This is a genomic window from Arthrospira sp. PCC 8006 (assembly GCF_046480465.1).
Classification (GTDB): Bacteria; Cyanobacteriota; Cyanobacteriia; order Cyanobacteriales; family Microcoleaceae; genus Limnospira; species Limnospira platensis.
In genome coordinates, this window is record NZ_PKGG01000377.1 from 1 (window position 1) to 2888 (window position 2888).

At 48.1% G+C, this 2888-nt stretch carries 2 protein-coding genes; both read right to left on the minus strand.

Annotation, left to right across the window (positions count from 1 at the left end):
• Positions 1-556, minus strand: a 556-nt coding sequence (locus B9T16_RS27540) for a DUF3038 domain-containing protein (protein WP_410246275.1), incomplete at its 3' end; no start/stop codon positions are given.
• Positions 557-1126: 570 nt separating this feature from the next.
• Positions 1127-2888 (minus strand): endonuclease MutS2 (locus B9T16_RS27545; RefSeq protein ID WP_410246276.1); only part of this gene is annotated, 1762 nt, incomplete at its 5' end.

Here is a 2888-nt window from a genome sequence, read left to right on the forward strand (position 1 = left end):
TTTGAGATCGCATTAGCAGGGTTGACCAAAACCTCCCGAAACCATCAGGACTGCTATAAAATAGTAAATCAATTAGCAGTTTTTGCGCGAAGGGGATGATATCTTCTTCGGGAATAGGTGACTTAACCGCCAACTGCTGATCATAGCCTTGGATGAATTTATCCAGGTAGTCCCGCATCAAAGAAATCTCTCGGATATCCTGATTTTGTGCTTCTAATTGTTCAATTAAAGCAATGGCGCGGCGCAGCAAGGCTTGATTTTGTTTCGCTAGATAACAGATGATTAAAACCAGCGATCGCCCTCCTTCTACCGTCAATTTTTGCGATTGCCATTTTTGGATATATTCCACATCTAAACTCAGAGTTTGTGCCGTCTTTATTAAAGTCTCTGATGTCACTTCCCCCAAGGATTCTAAAGCCAATATAACTAGATGCAATTCCACGGCCATACGGTCGAGTTGTGTGGCTGTTAATTCCGGCGTTTTCGGTGAATGCCAATGGGAAGGAATGCGATCGGACATAGAGTTAATCAGATGACTACAATTATTAATTATCACACATATCGTAGGGTGCGTCAGAGGGATAACCTATCGGGTAAACGGCAGATTTTGTTCAACTGACGCACCACCTCCATATCGTGGTCAAGAAACCCAGTTTCTCAGCAGAAACGGTGGGGCGGGTTTATTCATATCCTCGTGAGGAATTTATAATTGACAGCAGAACCCGCCCCTACAATTATTAATTATCGGCGGTGGGGCGGGTTTATTCATATCCTCGTCGGGAATTTGTAATTGACAACAGAACCCGCCCCTACAATTATTAATTATCGGCGGTGGGGCGGGTTTATTCATATCCTCGTCGGGAATTTGTAATTGACAACAGAACCCGCCCCTACAATTATTAATTATCGGCGGTGGGGCGGGTTTATAGCGGTTCGGTGGATTGGTGAGGTACTTTTCAAAGCCCCTCTCCCTTATGGGAGAGGGGTTTGGGGTGAGGGCTTTACCTCATGAGTCAGAGAACCGCTATATTAATATCCTCGTCGGGAATTTGTAATTGACAACAGAACCCGCCCCTACAATTATTAATTATCGGCGGGGGGCGGGTTGATGATAAACTCGGTTTTTTTACTTCAAATAAGCAATAGTAACTCCCGCCCCACCATCTGGATTTGATGCCAGTTCAAACCGTTCAACTTGGGGATGTTCTTTGAGTAACTCGTGAACCCCTCGCCGCAGTTGTCCGGTTCCCTTACCGTGAATAATCCACAGCGCGCCAAAGTCGAGAATTTGCCCCAAAGTGCGATCGATTTCTGTTTCCGCCTCGGATACCCTTTTCCCTCTCAAATCGAGGGTATTTTTATCCGTGCGAACATTAGGCAGTTTTGAGGGTTCCGGTTTATTGGTAACTGGTGAATGAGTCTTGTCAGCCTTGGGAGTTGCTGAAGTTTTGGGAAGTTCTACCTTTTGACCATCTAAGGACTCAATTTCCCCTAATCCTACAGTCATTTTCATAATCCCAAATCGGACTGTTAGTTGATTATTGTCATCAGGTCCGCTGAGTATCTCTGCTGTTTGACCAATGCGGGGAATACGAATCCGATCGCCTACTTTCGGCATAAAATTAGGTAATGGTGCTGGTGTAGCCTGCCGAGATGGTAGATAATTCTCCGCGATCGCATCTAACGTAGCCGTAGCCTTTTGTGCGTCAGCCGCCGTAGGTTTCCCCTGCTGAAGGCGACGGATCACCTTAGCTATTTCCCCCTTAGCCTGTAGTAAAGTCTCCTTAATCTCCTTTTCCTGGGCTTGTTTAAGCTGTCTTTCCCTTTCCTGGAGAGATATAGCCCTTTCCGCCAATTCTCCGTGTAGGCGTTCAGTCTCTTTCAGTAGTTGACTAGCAGCGATCGCCTTAGTTTCCTGCTGTCGTCGCTGTGCTTCCAACCCCGCGATCACCTGGTTAACATCCTCATCACCGCCGCCAACATAGGACCCCGCCAGTTTTACTATGTCATGATCTAGCCCCAACCGTTCCGCAATTTTCAGAGCATTAGAACGCCCAGGAATCCCCCACAATAGGCGATAGGTAGGTTGTAGGGAGGCATCATTAAACTCCACCGAAGCATTTTCAAACCGAGTATCTTTGTATTTTAACGCTTTCAGGTCGCCAAAGTGGGTAGTCGCCACCGTAAGACGGGTGCGGTCCGCGAAGGTTTGCAATAGGGCGATCGCCAAAGCCGTCCCCTCCGTCGGGTCAGTCCCCGCCCCTATTTCATCTAACAATACGAGAGATTGACAGATGCGATCGTACTCCCCCGCCTCCGTTACCCTCATCGGTTCCCCAATAGCCTGTAGAATTCGAGTAATCCGGCGAATATGACCAGAGAACGTAGACAAACTCTGCTCAATAGACTGTTCATCCCCAATGTCTGCTAACACCTGTCCAAACCAAGGCATTTCCACAGGTTCCCGCGCCGGAATAAATAGCCCCACCTTAGCCATGATCGCCGCCAAACCAATAGTTTTTAGCGTCACAGTTTTACCCCCCGTATTCGGTCCGGTAATAGCTACCACCCGGATCTGAGGGTTAATCGTGATATCAATCGGAACCACCTCCGGTCCCTGTTCATACTCTTGTTGCCATATTAGGAGAGGATGGCGCAGTTGTCGCAGGTTGATTGTTTCTGAGGTATCCCCAGGGTCAATAAACCTGGGCGGGTTCGCTTTTAGCCAGTAGCTATAACGGGCTTTAGCCAGGGCTAGATCGATAGTTGTCACGATCGCTAAAAGTTTTTCGAGATCCGGGACTACCGCCGCCACCTGTTCAGTCAGACTCCGGCGGATCGCTTCCGCTTCCGTTTGTTCCGCCCGCTGAATTTGTCGCAGTTCGTTG